The 23,547-nt window shown below is 53.4% G+C and carries 22 protein-coding genes, 1 pseudogene and 1 riboswitch; of the genes and pseudogenes, 15 read left to right on the forward strand and 8 right to left on the reverse strand.

Annotation, left to right across the window (positions count from 1 at the left end):
• Positions 1 to 12: 12 nt before the first annotated feature.
• Positions 13 to 504 (reverse strand): hypothetical protein, encoded by a 492-nt coding sequence (locus HMPREF0573_RS06300; RefSeq protein ID WP_004009214.1) that lies wholly within the window; start codon positions 502 to 504, stop codon positions 13 to 15.
• Between the two features lie 243 nt (positions 505 to 747).
• Between HMPREF0573_RS06300 and HMPREF0573_RS06305 the strand changes: the two are divergent.
• The 3 genes and pseudogenes from HMPREF0573_RS06305 (at position 748) to HMPREF0573_RS06315 (ending at position 5,275) form a co-directional block, all read left to right on the forward strand.
• A pseudogene (locus HMPREF0573_RS06305) lies at positions 748 to 1,774 on the forward strand (virulence RhuM family protein).
• Positions 1,775 to 2,253: 479 nt separating this feature from the next.
• Positions 2,254 to 4,194, forward strand: a complete 1,941-nt coding sequence (locus HMPREF0573_RS06310; protein WP_013189279.1) for an HsdM family class I SAM-dependent methyltransferase — start codon at positions 2,254 to 2,256, stop codon at positions 4,192 to 4,194.
• Positions 4,178 to 5,275: a restriction endonuclease subunit S gene (locus tag HMPREF0573_RS06315; protein ID WP_013189280.1), complete on the forward strand. Its 1,098-nt coding sequence runs from the start codon at positions 4,178 to 4,180 to the stop codon at positions 5,273 to 5,275. The genes HMPREF0573_RS06310 and HMPREF0573_RS06315 overlap by 17 nt, the downstream gene beginning before the upstream one ends.
• Positions 5,276 to 5,488: 213 nt before the next feature.
• On the opposite strand, the gene HMPREF0573_RS06320 is transcribed toward HMPREF0573_RS06315, so the two are convergent.
• The 3 genes from HMPREF0573_RS06320 to HMPREF0573_RS06330 form a co-directional block, all read right to left on the reverse strand.
• Entirely contained in the window at positions 5,489 to 5,851 is a 363-nt protein-coding gene (locus HMPREF0573_RS06320; protein ID WP_013189281.1) for a type II toxin-antitoxin system VapC family toxin, read from the reverse strand.
• Positions 5,851 to 6,093, reverse strand: a complete 243-nt coding sequence (locus HMPREF0573_RS06325) for a hypothetical protein (protein WP_013189282.1) — start codon at positions 6,091 to 6,093, stop codon at positions 5,851 to 5,853. The genes HMPREF0573_RS06320 and HMPREF0573_RS06325 overlap by 1 nt, the downstream gene beginning before the upstream one ends.
• A 307-nt stretch (positions 6,094 to 6,400) precedes the next feature.
• The gene (locus tag HMPREF0573_RS06330) at positions 6,401 to 7,630 is read right to left on the reverse strand and encodes a polysaccharide deacetylase family protein (RefSeq protein WP_236589651.1); all 1,230 of its coding nucleotides are present in this window, start codon (positions 7,628 to 7,630) and stop codon (positions 6,401 to 6,403) included.
• A 154-nt stretch (positions 7,631 to 7,784) separates the two neighbouring features.
• Here HMPREF0573_RS06330 and HMPREF0573_RS06335 point away from each other — a divergent pair, with 154 nt between their 5' ends.
• From HMPREF0573_RS06335 to HMPREF0573_RS06355, 5 genes are all read left to right on the forward strand, one after another.
• Positions 7,785 to 8,504, forward strand: coding sequence for an ion channel (locus HMPREF0573_RS06335; protein ID WP_004007169.1), 720 nt, complete (start codon positions 7,785 to 7,787; stop codon positions 8,502 to 8,504).
• Between the two features lie 133 nt (positions 8,505 to 8,637).
• Positions 8,638 to 9,765, forward strand: a complete 1,128-nt coding sequence (locus tag HMPREF0573_RS06340; RefSeq protein WP_013189284.1) for a cell wall-binding repeat-containing protein — start codon at positions 8,638 to 8,640, stop codon at positions 9,763 to 9,765.
• A 589-nt stretch (positions 9,766 to 10,354) separates the two neighbouring features.
• Complete coding sequence (locus HMPREF0573_RS09935; RefSeq protein ID WP_013189286.1) at positions 10,355 to 10,927, forward strand: hypothetical protein; 573 nt, start codon at positions 10,355 to 10,357, stop codon at positions 10,925 to 10,927.
• A 69-nt stretch (positions 10,928 to 10,996) separates the two neighbouring features.
• Positions 10,997 to 11,791 carry a hypothetical protein gene (locus HMPREF0573_RS09940; protein ID WP_013189287.1) on the forward strand — a complete coding sequence of 265 codons (795 nt, stop codon included), beginning with the start codon at positions 10,997 to 10,999 and terminating at the stop codon, positions 11,789 to 11,791.
• Positions 11,792 to 11,969: 178 nt separating this feature from the next.
• On the forward strand, positions 11,970 to 12,980 hold the full coding sequence (locus tag HMPREF0573_RS06355; protein ID WP_041798013.1) for a cation diffusion facilitator family transporter: 1,011 nt from the start codon (positions 11,970 to 11,972) through the stop codon (positions 12,978 to 12,980).
• A 178-nt stretch (positions 12,981 to 13,158) separates the two neighbouring features.
• Here the strand turns inward: HMPREF0573_RS06355 and HMPREF0573_RS06360 are convergent, their stop codons facing one another.
• Positions 13,159 to 14,556, reverse strand: coding sequence for a sodium-dependent transporter (locus tag HMPREF0573_RS06360; protein ID WP_041798015.1), 1,398 nt, complete (start codon positions 14,554 to 14,556; stop codon positions 13,159 to 13,161).
• A gap of 41 nt (positions 14,557 to 14,597) precedes the next feature.
• Here HMPREF0573_RS06360 and HMPREF0573_RS09785 point away from each other — a divergent pair, with 41 nt between their 5' ends.
• The 3 genes from HMPREF0573_RS09785 (at position 14,598) to purT (ending at position 16,401) form a co-directional block, all read left to right on the forward strand.
• Positions 14,598 to 14,759 carry a hypothetical protein gene (locus HMPREF0573_RS09785; protein WP_004007163.1) on the forward strand — a complete coding sequence of 54 codons (162 nt, stop codon included), beginning with the start codon at positions 14,598 to 14,600 and terminating at the stop codon, positions 14,757 to 14,759.
• Positions 14,760 to 14,806: 47 nt separating this feature from the next.
• On the forward strand, positions 14,807 to 15,070 hold the full coding sequence (locus HMPREF0573_RS06365; protein ID WP_004007162.1) for a GlsB/YeaQ/YmgE family stress response membrane protein: 264 nt from the start codon (positions 14,807 to 14,809) through the stop codon (positions 15,068 to 15,070).
• Positions 15,071 to 15,132: 62 nt separating this feature from the next.
• Positions 15,133 to 16,401 (forward strand): formate-dependent phosphoribosylglycinamide formyltransferase, encoded by a 1,269-nt coding sequence (gene purT / locus HMPREF0573_RS06370; protein ID WP_004010998.1) that lies wholly within the window; start codon positions 15,133 to 15,135, stop codon positions 16,399 to 16,401.
• Between the two features lie 157 nt (positions 16,402 to 16,558).
• Here the strand turns inward: purT and HMPREF0573_RS06375 are convergent, their stop codons facing one another.
• Positions 16,559 to 17,923 (reverse strand): PFL family protein, encoded by a 1,365-nt coding sequence (locus tag HMPREF0573_RS06375; RefSeq protein ID WP_004007160.1) that lies wholly within the window; start codon positions 17,921 to 17,923, stop codon positions 16,559 to 16,561.
• A gap of 82 nt (positions 17,924 to 18,005) precedes the next feature.
• Positions 18,006 to 18,275 carry an ACT domain-containing protein gene (locus HMPREF0573_RS06380; RefSeq protein WP_004007159.1) on the reverse strand — a complete coding sequence of 90 codons (270 nt, stop codon included), beginning with the start codon at positions 18,273 to 18,275 and terminating at the stop codon, positions 18,006 to 18,008.
• Positions 18,276 to 18,632: 357 nt separating this feature from the next.
• Between HMPREF0573_RS06380 and nagA the strand changes: the two genes are divergently transcribed.
• The 3 genes from nagA (at position 18,633) to HMPREF0573_RS06395 (ending at position 21,381) form a co-directional block, all read left to right on the forward strand.
• Complete coding sequence (gene nagA / locus HMPREF0573_RS06385; RefSeq protein WP_013189290.1) at positions 18,633 to 19,754, forward strand: N-acetylglucosamine-6-phosphate deacetylase; 1,122 nt, start codon at positions 18,633 to 18,635, stop codon at positions 19,752 to 19,754.
• 52 nt (positions 19,755 to 19,806) lie between these two features.
• Positions 19,807 to 20,598: a glucosamine-6-phosphate deaminase gene (gene nagB, locus HMPREF0573_RS06390; RefSeq protein WP_013189291.1), complete on the forward strand. Its 792-nt coding sequence runs from the start codon at positions 19,807 to 19,809 to the stop codon at positions 20,596 to 20,598.
• Between the two features lie 66 nt (positions 20,599 to 20,664).
• Positions 20,665 to 21,381, forward strand: a complete 717-nt coding sequence (locus HMPREF0573_RS06395; protein ID WP_013189292.1) for a nitroreductase — start codon at positions 20,665 to 20,667, stop codon at positions 21,379 to 21,381.
• Positions 21,382 to 21,562: 181 nt separating this feature from the next.
• On the opposite strand, the gene HMPREF0573_RS06400 is transcribed toward HMPREF0573_RS06395, so the two are convergent.
• Positions 21,563 to 22,183, reverse strand: a complete 621-nt coding sequence (locus tag HMPREF0573_RS06400) for a cadmium resistance transporter (protein ID WP_013189293.1) — start codon at positions 22,181 to 22,183, stop codon at positions 21,563 to 21,565.
• 211 nt (positions 22,184 to 22,394) lie between these two features.
• Positions 22,395 to 22,572: riboswitch (Lysine riboswitch) on the forward strand.
• 94 nt (positions 22,573 to 22,666) lie between these two features.
• Between HMPREF0573_RS06400 and HMPREF0573_RS06405 the strand changes: the two genes are divergently transcribed.
• The gene (locus HMPREF0573_RS06405; RefSeq protein WP_013189295.1) at positions 22,667 to 23,533 is read left to right on the forward strand and encodes a transporter substrate-binding domain-containing protein; all 867 of its coding nucleotides are present in this window, start codon (positions 22,667 to 22,669) and stop codon (positions 23,531 to 23,533) included.
• Positions 23,534 to 23,547: the final 14 nt, after the last annotated feature.

Genomic DNA, 23,547 nt, shown 5'->3' on the forward strand with positions numbered 1-23,547 from the left:
GTGGTTCTCGTTTCAGCGGGTGAAGAGTGCGGCGATACCGGACAGGACAGTCGCCAAAAACACTACCCATACCGTGCTGAGCAGCCACTTTTTGCACTTGTCGCGGGCTTTGATGTAGGGCTTCAAATCCTCCGTACCGGGGATGACCCACGCATCGGTACGCCCCACCCAGTATTCATCGATAAAGAAACGGTCGATGAGGCCCATGATGAACAATATTGCCGCTATCTGCCAGAATCCTGCCAGAAACCCTCTGGCGCCGTTGATTGCATAAACGCAGACCAGCGCGTAAATGATGTAGCCGGGAATACAGGTTGCTTTGAAAATCACGCGGTCGCGCTTGATTCTCTCGGGCGTGGTCAGTCCCAACTTCACGCACCGTTCCCGCACTTCGGGAGGGTAAAGATACACCATATTCACCGGGCTTTTGCGGATGCCGATGACGCAGACCAGAACCAGTAGCGCGCCCAAAACGAGTCCTTCTAAGACAATTTGTAAGACCATCGTTGCCCCTCCGTTGCGCTATCCAATGCGGGTTTTAATTCTAATCATGCGCAAACCTGCTGCGGATCACTTCTTGTAGCTGCCGTTCGGGTTAAGAGGGTCTCTTTTTGTGTGAGGGGTTTGGTTTAGACTCATGAGTGATGTGTTGAGCGCGGAAAACCCCACCAAAGAACGACCGAGAGAAGCGCGATGGTGCAGACGACTAAACTTCAAACGAACTTGGGAAACGCCGAGTTTCAGACAATGATAAAGCATGATTCTGGGCAGTTCCTGGTCTTCACGGCTGAGGCGGGCGAGGGCATTGAAGTGCGTTACCAAGACGGCACGATTTGGCTGACGCAAAAGCTGATGGCACAGCTGTTTGATGTGGATGTGAGCACTATTAACTACCATCTGCAACAGATTTTTGAGTCTAAAGAACTGACCGAAGAAGCAACTATTGGAATTTTTCCAATAGTTCGCCAAGAAGGCTCTCGCCAGGTCGCGCGGCAGATTCAGCACTACAACCTGGACGCGATTATCTCGGTGGGCTACCGCGTGAATTCCATTCGCGCCACTCAGTTCCGCCAGTGGGCCACCGGGATTCTGCGCGACTTTACCCTGCGCGGATATGTCATTGACCGTGCCCGCATGGAATCGGGCGAAGTCTTGGGACAGGACTATTTCGAGGAACTGCTCGAAGAAGTTCGCGAGATTCGACTCTCTGAACGCCGTTTTTACCAAAAGATTACTGACATTTACGCTACCGCCGTTGATTACAATCCCGCTGCACCCACTACCAAGACATTCTTTGCCACCGTGCAAAATAAACTGCATTACGCTGTGCATGGGCACACCGCTGCAGAGCTCATCGCGGAGCGCGCCGATGCCGCTAAGCCGCATATGGGGCTGACTTCCTGGAAGAACTCACCGGATGGGAAAGTGATAGCCAGTGACGTTACCGTCGCTAAGAACTACCTCACCAAAGAAGAGTTATCCGACTTGGGACGAATCGTGGAGGCCTATCTGAATCTCGCGGAATCACGGGCGAAACGAGAGATTCCCACCACTATGGAACAGTGGGCGGAATTCCTGGATCAAGTCCTCACCCTCGATAGCCGAGAACTTATTGGTGAACGCTGGAAAGGTCTCTCAGAAAATCGCTGAGCAAACCGCCAAAGACGAACTAAAGAAATACCGCGTCATCCAAGACGCCAGCTATCGGTCAGACTTTGACAAGTTCGCGGCGAAAGCCCTGGAGGCATGCGAACGCCTTGACGAGGCGAGATGAAACACCGTAGGGGTCGCAAATCTGTAGTCATTGCAGGAAATTGGATACTAAACAGGGAGTGAATCAAAAGGTGACCCAAGGCAGGCAAAAGCCATCCAATGTAGTTCTTGGGGCCTGGCAGGGGGTCGCGAGTGAGAGAGGAGTGTGGTTCCCATAGAACGTAAATTTGTGGCTATCGTAGAACTGTTGCGCGAGTCTCTAAAATGATTCAAATCTGACTCGGAAGAAATCGAGTACGGCGGCGAGGCTAGACGGCTTTGCGCTGTTGCCGTGAGAGCATGAAGTGAGACAAGCATAAGCCTTAGCATATTAATCTGCCGAAGATAGGGTTATGCTGCTATCTCGTTTTTCTATGATGAAAAAAGAGCACTAGATGGTGGTTGGAAGCTGTTCGTGCTAAGGCTCAGCGTGTTCTTCCGTTCCATCGTCGCAGGGCGCATTGTGAACCATGAATGTTAGGTAAGGAAGTAAGGGGATAAATGGCAAAGAAAGAAGCTAAGCTTGATTTGTGGGTTGCTTCGCAGCTCGACGAGTGCGGGATTGAATACGAACCACAGGGTAGTGAAATTAAGGGAATTAAAGAGGCACTTAAAAGTGCATCGAAGCGAGGAACTGGTAGGGTCGGATTTCCCGAATATGTGGCTGTGGTTGAGGATTTCGTCCTAGTCATCGAAGATAAGGCAGATACTGGCAAGCATATGAGCCTTACTGACGATGGTGTTATCGCTACGGATTCGAAGGCAATCACAGACTACGCTGTGAATGGTGCGTTTTTCTATGGTAAACGCATTGCGCAAAACAGCTCGTTTAAGAAAGTGTTCGCATTAGGCATTTCCGGAGACGAGAAGCACCATATAATCACCCCGCTTTGGGTAGATGACCGCGAGGGATACAAGCAATTGCCAGACATCGAGTCGTTCGTATCGTTCTCATCACAGAACATTAGAGAATATTATACGCGATATGTGCTTGAAGAGGCAACAGATGTCGAGAAGACTACAGAACAGATTCTCAAAGATGCAGCGGAGCTGCATGAATACCTTCGTACGTACGGTACGCTTAAAGACCAGGACAAGCCACTTGTTGTAGCCGGTATTCTACTAGCTCTTGACGAAATCGAGTTTGGTGGATTCAGTATTGACTCTTTAAAGGGTGACGAGGTTTCAGACAATCGGGATGGTGATAAGCTGATAAGGGCTATTCGTACACGTCTGACCCGCTCCAACGTGGGGCCGGATGCAAAGAAGGACAAACTACTTTCTGAGTTTTCTATCCTAAAGACTAGTTTCAGGCTTAACGAAAAAAACGACGCGTTAGGCAAGAAGACGCCGTTAAGATTTTACACGGAGTTCCTTTATGAGCGCGTCTTCAAAAATATCAAGTACCAGAAAACCTCAGAGGATTTCATAGGGCGCTTTTATGGCGAGTTTATGAGCTATTCAGGCGGTGACGGTCAGACTCTCGGTATCATTTTGACACCCCGTCATATTACAGATCTCATGTGTGAGCTTTTGGATATTAAAATTGACGATGTTGTGCTTGATCCTACGTGCGGAACAGGAGGTTTTTTGATTTCCGCGATGCACAGAATGCTTTCCATGGCGGACACAGACGTTCAGAGAAAGAGTATCAAGAAGAAACAGCTCCACGGTTTCGAGCTTCAGAGCAATATGTTCGCCGTGGCAGCTGCCAATATGATTTTACGTAAAGATGGAAACAGTAATTTGGAATGCTGTGATTTCTTGCGTAAGAATACAGCTCAGGTGCAACTCAAAGGTGCGACGGTCGGTTTGATGAACCCACCCTACTCACAGGGTACGAAGGCGGATACGGAGCAGTATGAGCTTTCGTTCATTGAGCATCTTTTGGACTCATTGACGGTCGGAGCGAGAGCTGCTGTTATTGTTCCTCAGTCATCAATGACAGGTAAGAGCAAAGCTGAGAAGCAATTCAAAAATAGTATTCTGGATAAACATACGCTTGAGGGAGTCATTACCTGCAATTCGGAGACGTTCTATGGTGTCGGCGTGAATCCGGTTATTGCTATTTTTACCGCAAATGAAAAACACGATAAGAGAAAAGTTTGTAAGTTTATCGACTTCCGCGACGATGGTTATGAAGTTCGCGCTCACGTTGGACTGCTAGAGGGTGATTCTGCTAAGGATAAGCGACAGCACTTACTAGATGTGTGGTTTGGGCGTGTAGAGGCTCCGTCAAAGTTCTGTGTGGAATCGACAATTGAACCTGGTGATGAGTGGTTACACAGCTTCTATTATTTTAACGACGAGATACCGACCGACAAAGACTTCGAGAAAGTCATCGGAGACTACCTGACGTTTGAATTCTCGATGGTCATGCAGAACCGCGAGTATCTGTTTGAGGATAATAAGGAGAGCGATGTAAATGCAGTCACTGAGTAATAAAAAGTGGAGAGCGCAACAAATTAAAAGATTGTTCAATAAGTTCGTTCCTGGTAAAGGAAAAGGTCTAAACCATTTAAAAATAACACGAAAAGGAGTTAATTATATAGGTGCAACTAACCGTGGAAATGGTGTTCTTTGTGTGGTTGAAGATAACAATACTACACACAAATTGATTCAACCGGGAAATTGTATTGGTTTCATTAAAAATGGCGACGGGTCTGCCGGATATGCAATGTATAAAGAAGAGCTATTCATATCTACAAGTGACGTTATCTACGGTTATGCTGATTGGCTTAATCGAGATACAGGACTATTTTTCGTTGCAACACAGGATAAGATTCAAGAAAAGTACGGTCATGGGTACAAGCGTAATCTGCAACATTTGCATGGTGATAGAGTTATGCTTCCATTTGAAGATTCTGGTGAACCTGATTACAAATTTATGGCACAGTATGCTTCTCGATTGAGAGAGGATATGCTTATACGCTATAAGAAATATATAATTGGGCAGCTTTCCCAATTGAAATACAAAGAGCTTCCAGCGTTAAATGAAAAAAGGTGGAATAGATTTAGAGCATTTGGCAAACACGGCTTATTTAAGATTGCTTCTACCAGTAGTAGCATTGATGGAATCAGAATCATCGATAGTAATATAAAAAATATCCCATATGTTACAAGAACAGATGCAAATAACGGTATTTCCCGCTTTGTAAGTGATAAGAATCTTTTATTCGGTTCAGACGATGCAAACTGCATTACAATAGGACTAGATACGCAAACTGCATTTTGGCAATCTCACCTTTTCGTGACAGGTCAGAACATTCAAATAATAACCGGCTCTCAATTGAATTTATGGTCAGCCCAGTTCTTAATTCCACTTTTTAAGAATCAGATGAAAGCAAAATTTAATTGGGGTGGTAATGGAGCAACTCTTTCTCGTATGAAGCGTATTGAATTAATGCTTCCCGTGAACGATACAGGCACACCTGATTACGTTTACATGGAGCAATATGTTAAGAACATGATGCTTCGTAAGTATCAACAATATCTTGAATTCTTAGATCGTCGCGACGATTAATAACTTCACTGCTCTCGATACTTTTTGCTGATATTTTTAATACTAAATACATCTTCCGGGAACGTGAATACAAACAAACACTATACGACATTAGTGCAGCTATAATGTAATGTTTTAGTCTTCTGTAAGCAGAGCATAAACTAGTAAAAGATCATAGATAATTAATCTGTAAGAGGTGCACAGTGATTACCACCTGTTTCTGGAGTGCCACGTCTACCGAATCTGTTCAATTCCGTTGCCCTCGCCCCAGGCTTTGTCGGCGGTTAGGACGGTGGCGTTGAGTCTTTTGCCGAGGGCGAGGCAGAGGCGGTCGCCCAGGGAGAGGCTCGTGCCGGGCTGCCACATCTGCGCCGCCGCGACCGCATCGGATTCGCTGACTTCGCGCACTTTCAGTCCGTATGAGAACAGCAAATTTGTGGCCAAGGAAACGTCCGCTCCGCGGGAGATGAGCTTTTGGATGACTTCTGACCAGTTCGCAGCGCTCACCACACCCTGGCCCAGTGTCTGCTCCACGCGCTGACAACCGGGTTCCTCCTGCAAAAACGCCAGCAGAGCCGAAGCGTCTAAGACAAACATTACGACGATTCTTCCTGAGCCGCGCTGCGCCGTTCTGCGATGAGTTCCTGAACCAGGCTACCCGCCCCGATTTGCTTCTTTACCAGCTGTTTTGCCTGTTCGCGGGTCATGGCGATAACTCCGTGCGGGGTTTCGAGCATCAGCAGTTGGGTGCCTTGCTCCCACTTTTGATTGTGGCGCAGCGTCGAGGGAATGACCAGGCGTCCCCGGTCTCCCACAACGGTCGCATATGTGGTACTCATACTATGAGTGTACCACCTGGGGAATTCGCGTGTACTCCAATGCGGATATGTAAACGGTCACGCAAATCTTGAAAACAGAAAGAAACGACACCGCTACAGCAAACGGACACGCAGTCCTGCCCACTTGTCTTGTGCGACGCCACTGCCCGCCGCGCGGTTTTCTGCCCGTTACCCGACCACCGGGCCTAACGTACCCACCCGGCCTCGCGACCGACCTTGTGAACCCTCGCGACCGACCTTGTGAACCCTCACGAGCACCCTTGTGAACCCACGAACCGACCGACCTTGTGCGCCCCCACGAACGACCTCAGTTCGCGACCCGATGGTGCGCGGGATAGCTGCCGGGGGCGAGCGGCAGGAAAGTGTAGCCGTTTTGCTTGCCCCAGTCGATGACCTGTGGCATGGCGTCGACAGTGGTGGAATGAGTGTCGTGGCAGAGGACTACTGACACCGATTTTCCTGGCACTCCGGCGGTAATTTTTTGAAAGACCGAAGCACTGTTGGTGTGACCCGAAGCGTCCCCACTATCTACGTTCCAATCAAAATAGGTGTAGCCTTTCACACCCATGAGTTTGGTCAGGCGGCTCATGATTCCGGGCGTGTAGCTGCGGCTCACGGTGTTGGAGCTGCCTCCGGGGAACCGCATAATCTTGGTGTCCTGCCCGGTCTGGTCGCGAATCAGCTGTGCCACGCGGTCGAAGTCTGCCCAATAAGCAGCCTCGCTGGAGTAAATCTGGGAATACTGGTGAGTATAGGTGTGGATTCCGATTGCGTGACCTTCTCGATAGGCGCGCCCAATCAGGTCAGAGTGCCCCATCATATTAGTCACAAAGAACGTTGCTTTCACGCCTTTATCAGCCAAAATATCCAACAGGTGTGCCGTCGCCGGACCGGGTCCATCGTCGAAAGTCAGATAGATAACTTTGTCCAAGCCTGTCGCCGGGTCGGCGTTAGGGGCAACGGGCTGCATCACGGTGACCTGACGTGTTGCCGTGCCTAGGTTTCCGCTGGAGTCCGAGACTTGATAGTGCAGCGTGTATGACCCTGCCGCGTTTACATTGACCTGACCGCCTACCTGGACTTTTGCGGTCAAATCGCCGTCCGCATTATCTGTCGCGGAATAGGAGTCCTGCCAGGAAATGCCATAAGGGAGTTTGATTTGTTCCCCACCGTCGATTGTGATGACGGGTGGCTGGGAATCCCGGACGATAACTTTGCGAGTCTTTTTACCCTCGGTTCCGCGGTATTTCGCTGCATAAGTGATTTCATAAGTGCCGATTTTGGAAGTATCGACTTTGCCGGTGCGGTGTAGCTTGAGGTCATCGTGAGTAAAAGTGAACAGGGTGCCGGTCCCATAAGCGGTAGCGCCGGGGTCTTTCCATGTGTCGCCGTATTCAACAGTGCTGGTGGAATCGCCTTTTAAAGCAATGACGACTTTCCACTTGTTAGTCAGATACATGGTGATTCCGCCGACCGCGGCGGCGACAGAAATGACTGCCAGGATGCTGGCAATCCAAATCTTAGATTTCTTGCTCACTAAGCTACCCCTAACGAGCAACACTTTACCAAAGAACAATGCCCCGATAAACCCTTAATCCAGCTAAATCCTTGGGAAATTCGGCACCTGACCAGCCGTCTTTACCCACCAAAGACCGCGAAACCATCCTTGTGAACGGCACTATTATGTGCTTATGAGCGAATCTAAAAGGTTGGACACATGGGAGCGTTTCACAGATTGGCCGCTGTTGATTCTGGCGGTCCTATTTTTGGGGGCCTACGCCTGGGAAGTTATCGGTAACCTGCAAGGCCGGGGCGCCAGCGTTACAGAGCTCATCATGAATGTGGTCTGGGCCGCGTTTGTCGCTGATTACGTGGTGCGGCTTTTCTTGGCGAAGCCGCGTTTCAAGTGGTTCATCACGCACCTGTTTGATTTGCTCATCGTGGCGCTGCCAATCTTGCGGCCACTGCGATTGCTGCGGCTCGTAACTTTCATGAAAGTACTTGGTCGCAAGGCCGGTTCGACCTTTCGCGGCAAGATAGCCCTGTACTCGGTGACAAGCACGGCACTGCTGATTTTCGTGTCGGCGCTAGCTGTGCTGGATGCGGAGCGTAGTGTCTCGGATGCGTTGATTACGTCTTTTCCACAGGCGATTTGGTGGGCTTTCGAGACGATTACCACAGTGGGCTACGGAGACTTATATCCGATTTCCGTCACTGGCCGCGTGGTTGCGTTATGCCTGATGACAGGCGGCGTTGCTCTTATTGGTGTCGTGACAGCGACCTTAGCTTCTTGGGTTGTAGACGTGGTGAATGAAAAAAATGAGCAAGACCGGGCGGCCACCAGTGCTGAAATCAACGAACTGAAACAACAGATTAGTGAACTCACGCTGTTAGTGGAGTCGAAACGGTAACAATTCACCTAGGCTCATCAGGCTGGTTGAAACCAATTTCGCGGGTGGTCAGCCGAGCAGGGTGGAGCTGTTCATAGAGATTCCTCGCTTCGATTGGCACTTTTTTCGAGGCGTAAATCCTAGAATTCGTTTCATGTTTAGGAAAACTCTCGCCGGCGTTGCCGCCGCTGCTCTTGCTCTAACTCTGCAAATTCCCGCCTCAGCCGTGGGAACCCGTATTGCTGGCACGGATCGTTATGCAACGTCCCTGGCTATTGCTCAGACGTACTTTCCCGCTGCGAAAAACGTGTTTGTCGCTACGGGAACGAATTTCCCCGACGCTTTGGCCGCCGGGCCTTGGGTCTCCGTTCAGCAGGCACCCATTTTGTTGGTTGGCTCACAAATTACTGCCGGGCAGCAGGCCTACCTGCAGCAGCTCGGTTCGCCCAGCATTACGATTCTGGGCGGTGTCGGGGCGGTCTCGGCACAGGTTGAGGCTCAGCTGACACAGTTTGGTGCGGTGCAGCGAATTTCTGGAGCCAACCGTTACGAGACTGCCGAAAAAATTGCTCTGCAGTTTGGGAAAGCCAACAAGGTGTATTTAGCGACTGGCACGGGTTTTGCGGATGCGCTGGCCGGGGGAGCGTTGGCCGCACAAGAGGGGGTGCCGATTATGCTTACCGGTCCGGGTGCGCAACAGTATGCGGTGTCGGTGGCTCAGCAGCTGGGCGCTACAGACACTATGGTGCTGGGCGGTCCGGGTGCCCTTCCTGATGAATTCTTGGCGGGGCTGCCGAACCCGAACCGAATTTACGGAGCTAATCGATTTGAGACCGCGTCCCAAATTTTTGCCGCGAAGCCTGCTGCCAATGCCTTCCTGGCATCGGGAGTGAATTTCCCGGACGCTCTCTCGATTGTGCCCGCGGCCGGTGTGCAAAAGATGCCCTTGCTGTTAGCGCAACAGAATTGTTCACCTGTTCAACCTGCAGTGCCAGTCACTTTCGTGGGAGGACCTGGTGCGTTGAGTGACAACTCCAATTTGCAATGTCAGGTTGCCTCGCAGCCCCAGCCTGAGCCTCAAGCCCAGCCCCAGCCTTCTGGCAATGGCGGCTTACAACCAATCGGTAAGGACTGCCCGGCAAACGCCCCAATCAAGGGAAACGCCAGTTCCATGATTTATCACATGCCCGGTCAGAGGTACTACGACCGCACCACCCCGGAGGCTTGCTTCGCTTCTCAAGATGATGCGAGAGCCGCGGGCTACCGCAAAGCAAAAGTTTGAGACTGCGGGCGTCATTTTATTACGAGCGTAGGGATCCTAACTTCTGACGAATTCGACGACTTCTGTGAGACACCACGGGGGAGTCCAGGATTCTCAAAGTTAGGACCCGTTCGTGTTCTGAGACGGGCCAGATGCGTAAGTCGGGGGACTACATTGAGGTTCGGCCAGCCATACGGCATTGAACTGGTCGTTTGTATAGTGTGAAAAGCATTTTGCCGGCGCGGGCTAGCTGGGATTAGCCCGCTTTGATACTGAGAAATCGTTGAAATGTCTGGACAAGGAAGGCCATTTCCAGGCTTTCACTAATGAGGGTTTCCTTGGGGCCGATTCATTGAGTGTTGAGGTCAAAGCTGACGCGCCGCCGAGCTTCTGGCTTGGTTTGTTACGGAAAACCTTAGAGGCGCATGAGTCAGGGGCATTTCTGCCAGGGAATTTGACGAAGTCGCAAGATAGCGCCAGGACGGCGCGGGTGGTCTGCGCCCAAATTTCGACATAGATTACCACAAAGCTACCGCGGTTTTTACTGATATGTAGCGGGAAACGGATTTCATCGAATTTTAGGAAGGCTATTGTTGTGAAGAATTTGCCCATGTTGAGAAATCGTTTATTTGCTGTGGCATCGTTTGCCAGCTTGGTGGTCGAAGGAGGGGTTGCCTCTGCCCCGGCTGCTTTCGCGAATGAGTTAAGTTTGGACCAGGAGGCTGCGCCAGTTGCACTGACTTCTAGCGCCGCAGAGCCTCAAGGAGCGCTCGAGACTCAGGAAACCCGCGAGACTCAGGAAACCCGCGAACCTGCTACAAAAGTGTGGTCTCAGGATAGTGCTGCGGAGGGGTCTTCCCTTCAAGTTAGCGATATAGCGCCGGCTTCGGTGAGTAGTGTTTCCGCAGCTGCGCCTACGCTGAAACCACTGAAGATTGCCTTGTTTAACATTAAACTTACGAAAGCCAGGATGGATTCTCCGAGTTTGGAGGCTGCGCAGGCTCCGGATTCCGGCCTGAGTTGCGGGTCGAAAGAAGCTACCCTGACTTACCAGGTTCGTGTTAAGGGTGGCGGCAACGGGAGTTTTACCGGCAATGTGCGGCTATCTGTCTATAAGCCAAAAACGCCGCAGCATGTCGTCCTCAGCATTGAGTCTGATGGCGCGGACTGCAAATTCACTTAAACCAACAGTGATTCTCTGCCTCTTTACCTGTCTAGTATGTTCTATGCTCAGCCTGTTTTTACTTGTTCGATGGATTACGGTCATAAGACTGCGCGGGCGGTTTTGCGTGATGAGTCCGGTAACTTGTTGAGCCAGGCAACGAAAGAGGCGACCTTCTTCTCTCTGGAATACACCTTTGAGGTCGACCCGGAACTGCCCGGTTTCCCGAAGACTGTGTCAAATGTTGATTCTGAAACTATGAACGTTACTGTCCCGACGGTGGCTCTCAAGCAAGAGGATCAGAACGTTACCCAGAATTTCGTGCTGAAAAACGCTAGGGGTAATGTGGTTTCCTCGGTAGAGGCCGACGCGACCATCCCCGGCTACGAATCCATGAACTGCTTAGCAGACAGCTCCCCGGCTCAGATAGAGTCGGTGCCGCCTGTGCGCGGGGGGATTCCGACTGAGTCGCGTGTGGTGCCTTCTGTCCCAAGTGTGATTCCTTCCGTCCCCAGTGTGGTGACGCCTCCGCTGCCTGCACTGGTGCCCCCGACCTCGAGCACGACCACCCTTCCCGCACCTCTGGTGGCTGGCATGACTGAGACTCCCCAAGATCCGATGAACCCGGCAGAGAGCGGAGCCTCGCTACTGACTCCGCTGGTGGCGGGTGTGACGGAGAGTCCTCACGCTCCCAGCGCGGCAAACCCGCCGGTAGCCATGCAGACGTCGACGCCTGCGGCGCCGGTCTTGGCGGGTACGGATAGCCCGGTCCAGGCGTTGGCGCGTACCGGTCAGGTTGCCCAGACTGTGTCCCTGGTGGCTGGGCTCACGGCTTTTGCTGGAGCGTGGTTGCTGGTGTTGGCTTGCCGCCGCCAGGAAAACTAAATTTTGACGCCTTCCTTTAGCTTGGTGCCAAAGCGCCGGGTGACTGTCCACAAGACCAGACTCACCCGGGCTTTGGCGCCAGCCTTTTTAACATGAACACCGAAAAGCAAACCCTGTGACTTAGGTTAGACTAAGTAAGCAGTTATTGCTCACGCAGATACACACAGGACGGTAGTTCATGAGTCATCATCAAGAAGGTCAGGATTCTCGCAATCCTCACGAGTCGTGCGGTTCTGACGGGCATTCAGCGGGGCATTCCCGCCCTCATGCCCACACTCATGCTCACACTCATACTCACTCTCACGAGGCCGGTCGCGGACAGCTCCGGGCAGCTCTGGCGGTGACTTTCACGGTGTTGCTGGCAGAGATTGTGGGCGCAGCCCTGACCGGCAGCTTGACCCTGCTGGTGGATTTGGGGCATATGCTCACCGACTGTGCGGGTCTGACTTTTGCGCTGGTGGCAGCAAGTTTGCAGCATCGTCCAGCGACGGATCGTCTCACGTGGGGGTGGCGGCGCGCGGAGGTTATTTCTGCGGCATTGCAGTCTCTGCTGCTGATTTGCATCGGTGTGTTTGCGTCTATCGAAGCCATTAAACGCCTGATACACCCCGAAACTATCGAGGCTCAGGCGCTGCTGGCAGTGGGTATTATTGGTCTGCTGGGCAACCTCATCAGCCTGACTATCCTGTTGAGTTCTCGACAAAATAACCTGAATCTGCGTGCTGCGTTCCTGGAGGTCTTGAATGATTCCCTCGGTTCCGTAGCGGTTATCATCAGCGCAGTGGTGATGCGCTTGACCGGGTGGATTCAGATTGATTCCGTGACGGCGCTGGTAATTGCTGCGCTTATCGTGCCTCGTGCCATCATGATTTTGCGTCCGGCGGGGGCAATCTTGTTGGAATCCACTCCTCCGGATTTGGATTTGGATCAGGTCCGGGCACACCTGTTGGAGCTGCCGCATGTCTTAGCCGTACATGACCTGCACGCTTCTGCAGTTTCCTCAGATTTGCCTGTGTTAAGCGCTCACGTAGTGTTGGCTGATGAATGTTTCCATGATGGACATAGCCTCGAGATTTTGAGCGAAATTGAGAACTGCCTGCAAAACCATCACGGCATCTCGATTTTCCACACCACAGTCCAGCTAGAACCGGCGTCACGCGCCCAACTGCACCGGGACAACTGGCACTAAATCCTGTCCCAGCTGGTTTAATAAGGAAAATTTGAACGCTATAGTACCAAACTTGTGGCGTTTATAATCCTTAATTTAGGGCGACGACAATCAGTAAAATGTGGCGCCTAAATTGGTGCGAGCGATATTCTGTCCACCGCGTTCGCGACGGACAGAATATCGCCAAAAGCTAACATCTCTAGAACGCGACTTTGCCGATGAGGGCGATGGCGCACAAAATCACTGCCACCGGTACGTAGATGAAGCGCCCCACCGATAGCCAGAAAGTCCCTCGAGGTCGCGCGGCGCCTCGATTAATCGCTTCCAACAAATCGTCCTTTTTCATGACCCAGAACCAGGTGATTGCGCCCAAGCTTGCCCCGAGGGGAATGATGTAAATCGACACCAAATCCATCCACGGACCCCAGGAGCTAAGCGCCTCCATGCCCAAGCCCACCCCGAGAGCGAGCACGCACAAGACAACCAGTACCGCCACGCGGTTCAGGCGTGGGAAACGGTGCAGCAGTGATTCACCCACGACTTCAAACATATTCTGCAGTGAGCTAACCCCGGCAAAAATCATGGCAACATACAGAATCACCGCGAACAATTGACCGAGCGGAATATCTTGCATGATGGCGGGCAGGGTCACGAACAGCAGCCCTGGTCCGGCACCCACGTCGGTGTTAAAGGCAAAACATGCGGGAATGATGACCAGTGCTGCCACTACAGCCGCGAGAGTATCAAAGAAACCGGTACGCTGCGAAACTTTCACCACGTCCTCGTCATCAGGCAGGTAGGCGCCGTAAACAATCATGCCGCTACCGGTAATGGAGAGGGAAAAGAACGCTTGTCCCATCGCCCACACCCACACGATAGGGTTAATGAGTGCCTCCCAGCGCGGGGTGAACATAAAGATATACCCTTCGACAACGCCAGGCATCAGCGCTACACGAATCGCCAGAATCACAAAGATTACAAAGAAAACTGGCATCATAATGCGGTTGGTTTTCTCGATGCTTTTCGCGCCGAGAAACAGGGTAACCAGTGTACCTACCACAACGATGATGTGGAACGGAACGACCGAAAAGCCAGTTCCTGAAAAACTTTCAAACCATTTTTCGGTATTAGTCTGCATCAGATTTCCGGTCAGGGAATCAAACAGAGCTTTGCACACGTATGCCACAATGACGGCGTAACCGATTGCGATACACAGCGAGCCAACCAAAGGTAACCAGCCCAACGCACTTCCGACCTGGGCTGCCCGATCCCCACGAGTGGCCCAAGCGGACCGGTAAGTACCCAGCGTTCCGGTGCGAGCACGCCTCCCGTTAGCAAACTCGGCGGGCAGACCCACGTAGGTGAACAGCAAGACAAAGAAAATATAGATAAGCAGGAAAGCGCCCCCGCCATTATTGCCGAGCTTATAGGGGAAGCCCCACACATTAGCCATACCCACAGCGGAACCGACCGAAGCTAGGATGAATCCCCAGTGGGTAGCGAAGCGGTGCACGGTCTGGGCGCCGTGATGACCGGGCACAGGCGGTACGGTGCTGCTGGGCGCGGTTGACTCGGAAGAGGAGTGAGGAGTTGTCACGAGGTTTCCTTATCTAGCTCAAAATCCGGTGAGGCGTGATTATGCCAAGGTTTTTCCTTATCGTAGTCGAAAGGGTGGTGAAACAGGGAATTTCTGCCGTCTCGGGATTGGCTGGGGTGAGCGGAGGTCTTGCCATCGTGCTGGGTTGGAAGGTGCGTGCAAAATCGCTGTTCTGCGGTTTATGGAGCGAGCTGATAGCCTGAATAGGTCGATTCTATGTCTGAATCGGCGAGATGAAAGGAAAATATTGATGGGACAGCTCATTGGAATGATTGTGACCGGCGCGGTGATTGGTGCTTTGGCGAGACTCTTTAAGCGCGGAAAGCAGCCCATCGGTATCTTGTGGACCATCATCCTCGGGGCGCTTGGCGCGGGTATCGGCGGTTGGCTGGTGCGCATGTTTGGCTACCAAAATGCCAATGGTGGGGTGCAGTGGATTCAGTGGATTGTGTCTGTTATCGTGGCCATGATTCTCATCGGGATTTATATGGGTGTTACCGGGAAAAAGAAATAACACTGCAGTGAGCCGGCAAAAGGTCAGTAAATAATTACGGTGGGGAAAGCTAGGATAGCTTCATGAGTGATTTCCCCCTGACTTTTCCAGTACGCATCTTGCTGCTTGGCTCGGGTGAGCTGGGCAAAGAACTGACGATTTCCCTGCAAAGGCTGGGTTGCCACGTCATCGCTTGCGATTCTTACGCGGGGGCGCCAGCGATGCAGGTTGCTACCGCAAAGCGCGTGTTAGATATGACCGATACCACCGCCCTTGCCGCTGTGATTGAGTCGGAGCGTCCTGACCTGATTGTTCCCGAAGTTGAAAAACTCGCCTCCAGTGCATTGGTAGCGGCGGCGAGGCAGGGAACACGGGTAGCTCCCTCCGCACGAGTGGTGGAACTGACTTTTGACCGCCAGGGCATCCGCACTTTGGCAGCCACGACGGCGCAAGTCCCGACCTCACCTTTTGCCTTCGCTGACTCGTTGGCGGCACTGCAAGAAGGAGCCGCAAAGGTCGGGTTTCCCTGTTTCGTAAAGCCCACTATGTCCTCATCGGGGCACGGTCAGTCTCGTGTCGAACGCGCCGAGGATTTGCCCGCCGCGTGGAGAGAAGCCTGTTCCGGGGCCCGCGCCGATACTGGAAGGGTCATTGTCGAGGGCGAAATCGCTTTTGATTATGAAATCACCCTGTTGAGTGTACGCCACCGGGATCCGAGCGAACCGACACAGGTCCGCACCAGTTTTTGCGCACCCATCGGACACCGCCAGTCCGCGGGAGATTACGTGGAATCCTGGCAGCCCCAGGCGATGAACCCGGAAGTCCTCAAGAAAGCCCAGAACATTGCCAAAAAAGTCCTCGATGCGTTGGCGGAGGATACCGCACGGGCGGCCGCAGCGAGCGGCAAGTCAGCAAACGCAGACGGCGAAAACCCGATGCTGGGCATTTTTGGGGTCGAGATGTTTGTCAAAGGAGAGGACGTGTACTTCTCGGAGCTTTCCCCGCGCCCTCACGACACCGGCATGGTCACTATGATTACCCAGCCGCAAAACGAGTTTGATCTGCACACCAGGGCGATTTTGGGGCTGCCTGTGGACACGTCCATGTTTCCCGAGGTCGCCGCGGGCGCATCTGCGCCCTTGAAATCTGCAGTTGAATCCGCATCACCGTGTTTCACCGGGGTGGACGCGGCTTTGCGGACGAGCACGGATGCGCAGCTGAGAATTTTTGGAAAACCAGAGGCTCACGTCGGCAGACGCATGGCGGTGGCCCTGGCTGTCGGAGCTGATACCGACCGGGCGCGCGCGAAAGCCCGCGAGGTCATCAGCAAAATCACCATTCACGAGGGGTGAACGCGACTTTTCCGGTGGGGTTTCGCGGGGAGCGCGAGCGTGCGCGGTGTTTTCATGACGGGCGCATAGGCAGCTGAACTGACCGGTCAGTTCAAATTTTATTACGCACGGAAGTAAGCCCCGTGCAGGGGCATAATTTCCTGAAAACCGGTGGAAATCAGTTCCTAAAGGAATGGACCGGTGCGGGAATCCGCCCGCCCCGAGCCGCAAAGTCAGCGGAAGAAAACTGGGAAACTCCCATCACCGGCGCCCACCCCAACAGACCTCCGAAGTTGGCGCTGTCACCCACGCTCTTGCCCGGAACCGGGATGACCCGTACCGCAGTAGTCTTGCCCGAAGCGATACCAATCGCGGCTTCATCAGCGATTAAACCGGTAATTGTAGCGGGGGAAGTATCGCCGGGAATTGCAATCATATCCAATCCCACCGAACAAATCGCCGTCATGGCTTCGAGCTTTGCCATTGTGATGGAGCCGCGCTGCACCCCGTTAATCATGTTCATGTCCTCTGAGACAGGAATGAAAGACCCCGACAAGCCGCCCACCATCGAGCATGCCATCAACCCGCCCTTTTTCACCGCGTCATTGAGCAGGAACAGGGCGGCGGTAGTGCCCGGCGCGCCCACCGCGGAGACGCCCATTTCTTCCAAAATTGCCGCCACGGAATCGCCGACTTCCGCCGTGGGAGCCAGCGACAAATCCACGATTCCAAAAGGCACAGACAGACGCTGCGCCACGGTCTGCCCCACCAGCTGACCCATCCGGGTAATCTTAAATGCCGATTTCTTGATGGCTTCGGCGCATTCCTCGAAAGGGCGCCCCCGCACCGTCTGCAAGGCGCGCTGCACCACTCCCGGTCCCGAAATCCCTACGGAAATGACCGTATCGGGCTGGCTGACCCCGTGGAACGCCCCTGCCATGAACGGATTGTCACCCACCGCATTGGCGAACACGACCAACTTTGCCGCCCCAATCCCGTCAGCCGCGCCGGTTGCTTGTGCCGTATCCACGACCACCTGACCCATCCGCCGCGCTGCCGACATATTGATTCCCGTGCGGGTAGAACCGATATTGACCGACGAACACACGATGTCCGTGCTGGCCAGAGCCTCGGGGATGGAATCAATCAGCGCCAGGTCACTCTGCGTCGCACCGGCATCCACCAACGCGGAATATCCACCCACAAAGTCGACCCCGACGGCTTTGCCGGCGCGATCCAACGCTTGGGCAAAAGGCAGCGGATTCGAGGTACGGCAAGCGGCTGCCACCAGGGAAATCGGCGTGACCGAAATCCGCTTGTTGATAATCGGCACCCCGAACTCCCGCGACACCTCTCCAGCGGTTGCCACCAGGCGCGATGCGGCTTGTACGATGCGATCCTCGATACGGGCACAGGCGCGCTGCACGTCAGAATCGGCGCAATCCAGCAGCGACAGCCCCATCGTGACGGTGCGCACGTCCAGTTTGTCCTCGGAAATCATCTGGATGGTTTCCATGATTTGTCGCTCGGTGTCTAAGCTCATTTGTTTTGCTCCAATAGGGGGTCAGAAGGGCTCCCGGTCATCTTCCGGGGCAGGTACGGGATTCGGGGTGGGATGGTAGCAATTACAGGGTGTGCATCGCGTTAAAGATGGCCTCCGCTTGCACCCGGATTTCCAAGTTTTGAGCCTGTTCCACCGTGTGCATGGCCTCTTGCAAATTAGTCAAAGAGGTGGGGATGTCATCCAGTTCCAGCTGCATAATCATCGTAAAGTACGACCCCATCAGCGTCTGGGATACGTTGGTGATATTGGCTTTCTGGGCAGCGCAGGCAGTCGCTACCGCCGCGATAATCCCGGTGTGATCAAGCCCGGTTACAGTCATGATTGCTTTCATAGCTTAATTATGCCCTTCCTGGACCCTGCGGGAGTATCCCGTGCGCTTGAATCCAACATGAGGTGCTGCGATGTTGCAAAAATGTCGATTATTGATTGTGTGGTCTGAAAGTTCAGGATTAAATCTGTTCTTCCGTACTCACCACGTCCATGCGTTGCAAGAGGTGGACATGAAGATTATGCCCTAGGTATCGTTGGTGAATATCCTCTGGGAGAGCCGATGCGACGCTCTGACGTCATTGCCACGGTGGTTCAGTCAGTTGTGGCTGGGGTCGCTGCCTGTCCTGATTCGTAGGGAAGGTAGGCGAGACAGAGCATAGCTCACCATGAGGACAAACTGAGAGGAAAGTGGAACAACATGACGATTTACCGCGCAGACACGCTATTCGATGGCAACCAAGTGTTGGGACCCGGTGCAGTGCGGGTGGAAAATGACCGTATCGTGGAGGTTTTCAGCGGACCGGCGGTCGCGCAAGTCCGGGCTGACGTAGACTTTGGGTCGGCAATCCTCGCTCCTGGATTCGTAGACATTCATTCGCACGGTGGCGGGGGAGAGGCTTTCACGAACGGAGTTGCGGCAGCCCGTACCGTCATTGCTACCCACCTTTATGAGGGTACGACCTCTATCATGGCGAGCCTGGTCACGGACACTTTGGACCACTTGGAATCCCAGATTCGGGAGTTGACTCCGCTCTATGACGCCGGCGAAATTTTGGGTGTTCACCTGGAGGGGCCGTGGATGGCAGAGGAATACAAGGGCGCCCATGACCCCCAGCTGCTGCGCGACCCGGCTTTGGACGAAGTACAGCGCCTCTGCCAAGCCGGTCCGGTTAAGATGGTCACTCTCGCTATCGAGCGTCGTGGCGGGTTAGAAGCCGTGCGCTGGTTGGTGTCGCAGGGAATTATTGCTGCCCCCGGGCATATGAACGCTGACTATGACGTGATGAAAGCTGCCCTCGCCAGTGGCGCACAAAATGTCACCCACTTGTTTAACGCGATGAGACCGATTCATCATCGCCAGCCCGGTCCGATTGTGGCGGCTTTGGAAACACCGGGATTACCGGTAGAGCTCATCGCTGATGGGGTGCATTCCCATGCTGCCACCGTGCAATTCGTGTTTGCTGCCAAAGGGCGCGACACGGTATTGGTTACTGATGCGATGGCGGCCGCGGGCGCACCTGACGGGGATTACCTGCTGGGACCCCTGGAGGTAGAAGTGCGTGACGCGGTGGCGCGGTTGAAATCGAACGGATCTATTGCTGGCTCAACCCTGACTATGTCGCGGGCAGTTCGTTTTGCGACCTATACCGCAGGAGTGGATATTTGGTTGGCGCTGCATGCTGCCACGGCTCGACCTGCGGCGGTGTTGGGCAGGACGGACATCGGGATAGTGGCGCCGGGAGCCTATGCGGATTTGGTGGTTGAGTCGAGCTCTCTGCAGGTGCAGCAGGTGTTTCGCCGTGGTCAGCAGGTGAGGTGAGACGTCATGGGAGACTTAGCGGGATAGCGGGGAGCAACGGAAGGCAATCATTATGGAAATCATCATTAAACCAACCGCGGCGGAATTGGCAGTCGTTGCAGCGGAGGCAATCTGCGAGGTTTATGCGGACAATCCTGCTGCGGTACTGGGGGTGGCGACTGGTTCTAGTCCGCTGCCGATTTATCAGGAGCTGTCGCTTCGAGTGCAGGCGGGAAGTTTATCCCTGCGTCACGCTAAGGCTTTCCAGCTAGATGAGTATGTGGGGCTGCCTCAGGATCATCCCGAGGCTTATCACAATTTTATTCGCCGCGAGTTTGCTAGCATCACAGATATAGACCCTAATCAGGTATATGGGGAGGACGGCTTAGCTGCTGACTTGTTAGAGGAGTGTCGTCGCTACGAACAAGCCATTGTGGACGCCGGAGGAATTGATATACAGATATTGGGTATCGGGGTGGATGGTCATATTGCCTTCAATGAGCCGGGTACGTCTCTGAATTCCTTGACGCATCCCGCGGTGCTGACTGCCCAAACTCGCCGCGATAATGCCAGGTTCTTTTCCGGCGACATCGACAAGGTTCCTACTCACGCGTTAACGCAGGGCGTTGGCACCATTTTGCGAGCCCGAAAAATTGTGCTTCTGGCTACTGGTGCGAATAAGGCTGACGCGGTTCGGGACATGGTGGAAGGTCCGGTTTCTATCTCTTGTACGGGTTCAGCTCTGCAGTTGCACAACAATGTTAAGGTTCTGTTGGATGAGGCTGCTGCTGCGAAGTTGGAACGCCAAGATTTCTATCGTGAGATTTACGCCAACCGACCCCAGGGAGCTTGGTTGGGACTCTGAGCAAAATATACTTAGGCAAGCCTTATCTATAGAGATTGGTGTAGTTTTCTGGATAGACTACCAAACGTGGAATTTTCTGAGCTGCTGCAAGCTCGCTACAGTGTGCGGGCTTATCTTGATAAGCCCGTCGAGCCTGAGGTTTTACAAGCCGTTTTGGATGACGCCCGCCACTGTGCCTCCTGGTCCAATACGCGCGGATACGTGTTGGCGGTAGCTACGGGGGAGCGTTTGGAACGCATCCGTGCTGACTATGCCAGTCATGCGGAAACTGGTTCAGGAATGCTGCGCGGTAGACTCGGTGCTTACCTGCGAGCGTTAAGGGAGGGAAAATTGCCCCAAGCCGACTTTAAAACCTGGGGCAAATACCCTCCTGAACTGCGAAAACGTCAGGTAGCGAACGGAAAACGCTACTATACACACCTGGGGATTGAACGCGGGGACGAAACCGGCAGAGTCCAGCAGCTGCGCCAAAACCTCGAAATGTTCCAGGCCCCGGTGGGAATCTACGTGTTCGTACATCGTGCGCTACTGCCCTTTTCTGCTCAAGATACCGGGCTGATGCTGTCTACCCTCATGCTGGCAGCTGCAAATCGGGGGCTCGGCACCGTCGCGATTGGAACCCTCGCAACCTGGCGAAAGCCAGTTGACAAGGAATTTTATATCCCCAAAGACTATGGGCTAATCACCGGGCTAGCGATGGGTTACCCCGATCCGGATGCCCCCGTAAACGCGTATCGCGCTGAACATCCGCCACTGACGCTTGCCGAGCCGCGCCACGTATGATGGAATCAAGCTGTCACACGATTCCACTATCAGTTGGCGCCATCGATTCGTTTGCACCTTTTCAATTTTTATGGCATTGTCCAGCGGCAGAAACATTTGCTTCCTCAGCTCTGTGGATAAAAGAGGTGCTGGAAGTGGTTTGCGCTGGGGACACAAAGCTGGACGGATAAACATGTGCCGCCTAGAGCCATCCGGCGAGGATGAGCACCCCGAGCAGGATAAGCACACTCGGAAAGAGCACCGCCTCGAATCGTTCCAGAACCTCCGCGAGCCCTAAACGTCCGGTAATGAACCACGCCAGAGCCAACAGCGCACCAGCCAGCACCAGAAACACCGCGCAGAACATAGCGACTTGCCACCAGGCCGACAAGGCAAAAACCGGCAGATAAACACCGATTTCGTCGCCTCCGTTCGCGATGGTGACCAGGGCGACCGCGCCAACACTGACAGGTTTGCCTTCCAGCTTTGATTCGGCTGACTGTGCGTCCCTGGAATCGTTCGACTCCCGGCGTTCCAAAATTTCCCCAATGCCAGCTTTAACTCCCAGAATCAGCGGTATCAGACCCAACAGATGCAACTGAGCTTCGGGAATGACGAAACCGGATATCAGATTCAGGATCACGGTGGCTGCCAAAATAGCGCTGAAACCGAGGTATTGACCTGCGCAGGTACGCAACGTTGTGCCGGGGCGCTGATGACCGTGGACAAACCATAAAGTCAGCAGTATCAAGTGGTCGATGTTAGTGACTGCAAAGAGCACCAATGCTTGGGCGAGAGTGGAAAGAATCAGGGAAGCGTTCACGTGTCAATTATCACCGAAAGGTGTTCAACAGATAAAGTCAACATCACCCGGCAGTAACCTACCGGCGACCGGTCGCACCGAACTTGTGCATCGGCCGAGGACGCCGAACCGCTCAATCGAGCCTGAGAGAGACGCTAACGGTAGCGGAACTTCGAATTTTACTAACTTTTTTTGCACCTTTCGCTCCGGAGCTTTAGACTGGAGAGCGATAAAGCATGACGGAGGCGCAACCAACATCATTAACTTCCGACAGGGCGGGGAAATCCTTTAGGGATGCCCGGAAGCGAAAGGGGAGGTTGCCGAGGATGCGGATCTTTCCCAAAGATTTGCATCCGGGCGAACGGAAAATATCCGTTCGACTGTCGCTATCGCGGAGAGCTGTCATGACGCATACGCGCAAAAGTATGGGGTCATGGAGCATGACCCCATTTTTGGTGTCATGTTCGAGCTTTCGAAAGTTGTTTGCAACGATTGAAAGGACTAATGATGAACAAGATACTGAGTGGTGCAGCACTGTTAGCTGCGGCCTTTTCCCTCGCCGCCTGTGGAGCTGGTTCCCCAGCTGCATCTGGTGGAGACACCGCAATTCCCGGTTTGGAAGACGGAGTATTCACCGTCGGTATGGAAGCTGCTTACGCTCCCTATAACTGGGCACAACCCGATAAATCCAACGATGCGGTGCCCATCAAAGATTCCGCTTTGTACGCTAATGGCTACGACGTGATGACTGCCAAACAGATTGCAGACGCCAACGGCTGGAAACTCGAAATTAAACAGCTGGAGTGGGATTCCCTGATTCCAGCGGTGCAATCCGGTGAAATCGACGCCGCGATTGCGGGTCAGTCCATGACTAAAGAGCGCGAAGAAACTGTGGACTTTGCCGGACCGTACCTGTACGCCCGCATCGTCGTGCTGACCAAAGCGAATTCCAAGTTTGCCAACGCGAAAGGTTTAGCTGACCTCGCGGGAGGTCGGACCACCAGCCAAACTGGCACTGTCTGGTACGACACCTTGATTCCCCAAATTAAAGATGCCAAGCGGCAAGCCCCCGCAGAATCTGCGCCTGCGATGCTGGTGGCTTTGGAAACCGGCAAGGTCGATTATGTGGTCACTGATATGCCCACCGGTCAGGGTGCTGTTCAGGCATACCCGGATATGAAGATTCTGGACTTCCCTGATGACGGTGATGACTTCCAAGTTTCGGATGAGGACGTTAACATCGGTATCTCCGTCAAAAAAGGCAACACTGCCCTAAAGAATGCCATCAACAAAGCTCTGTCGGGCAAGACTGCTAAAGACTTCGATGCCCTGATGGCAGACGCGGTGAAGATTCAGCCCCAAGAGGATTAATTCCCCGCGGTACT

Source organism: Mobiluncus curtisii ATCC 43063 (assembly GCF_000196535.1).
GTDB classification, from domain to species: domain Bacteria; phylum Actinomycetota; class Actinomycetes; order Actinomycetales; family Actinomycetaceae; genus Mobiluncus; species Mobiluncus curtisii.